Annotated in this window: 2 protein-coding genes; one reads left to right on the forward strand and one right to left on the reverse strand. The window is 36.7% G+C overall.

Annotated elements, in window-relative coordinates:
• Positions 1-695 (forward strand): fructose-bisphosphatase class III (locus tag FHL06_RS13245; protein ID WP_153387084.1); only part of this gene is annotated, 695 nt, incomplete at its 5' end.
• A gap of 333 nt (positions 696-1,028) precedes the next feature.
• On the opposite strand, the gene FHL06_RS14830 is transcribed toward FHL06_RS13245, so the two are convergent.
• Positions 1,029-1,332: hypothetical protein (locus FHL06_RS14830; protein WP_238334055.1), on the reverse strand; the 304-nt coding region annotated here is incomplete at its 5' end.

Here is a 1,332-nt window from a genome sequence, read left to right on the forward strand (position 1 = left end):
TACATGGTTGTGTTCCTGTAGACAAAGTTGGAAACCTAAAGAGTTGGCAAGTACATGGCAAGTCTTATGCTGGTAAAAAATTATTTGATTATTTCGATGAAGTTATCAGAGCAGGATTAAACAACCCTAGTATGAAGGATAATTTTAATTCTGATGTTATTTGGTATTTGTGGACTGGTAAGATGTCACCACTGTTTGGAAAAGATAAAATGACGACATTTGAACGTTACTTTATTGATGATGCTCAGTTACATATTGAAAAATTAAATGCCTATTATACTTTGCGTAAAGAAGAGTGGTTTGCTGATAAACTATTCAAAGATTTTGGATTAGAAGCAGATGGTCATATTATTAATGGTCATACACCAGTTAAGGCAGGAACATCACCAATTATGGCCAATGGAAAAATTTTTGTAATTGATGGTGGTATGTCGAAACCTTATCATAAGACCACTGGTATCGGTGGATATACATTGTTGTCAAATTCTTATGGTCTGCAATTAGTAACACACGAGCCATTCACTACCCGTGCTAAAGCTATCGAAGAGATGAAAGATGTTGTTTCAACCAAGCGCGTAATTGAACAATCAGTCAAACGTAAATTAGTCTCTGAAACAGATATTGGTCAAAAAATTAAGAAACAAATGAATGAGCTGATATTGGAGCTGGGCCGCCTCCAGAAGCGAGAAAATTAGGTCGCTATGGGACCGACTGGAGCCAAGGTCTTTGAACCTCGCAAAGTGCGCGAGTTTCAAAGCTCGTCCCGTGGTGTAAGTGCTAAAGCACTAACACCACCTGCACAGCGACCCAATTTTCTTGTTTCTTCCGGCTAGGTTATTCGTTGTTTTTTTATTAAATATTTGATGTGATAATTATTGTTTTTTTATTCTGGATTTTCAGAGCATCAGGAAGTAAAACCCATTTTAGAACTTTTAACTTTCCATTAAAAACATAAAAGAGATGTCTGTATATACCGCAAAATACGGTTTGTAGACATCTCTTTTGTATTGTTTAAATTTATTGTTAAATTATTTTATTTTAAAAAGTAATGATACATAAGATGGAGGTAGAAAAAACGGGCAGGCCAGCAGTGGCGGTGGAGTTAGCGATTTATCGCTTACTCCACAGGACGTATTTTGAAATTCGCGGGTTGTGCGAAGTTCAAAATCGAGGGTCGAGACCTTGGCTCGAGTTGGTCCCACAGCAGGCTTTGTCGCTTGACCCCGAAGGCGGCAGTTACAGAAAACCTTCAGCTTTTTTACTTTCACTTTCATTTTAACAAATTGTTGATATATAAGTAATTTAGAATGTTTTTTTGACAATATAGCACAT

Source organism: Companilactobacillus halodurans, from assembly GCF_009600985.1.
Taxonomy (GTDB): Bacteria; Bacillota; Bacilli; order Lactobacillales; family Lactobacillaceae; genus Companilactobacillus; species Companilactobacillus halodurans.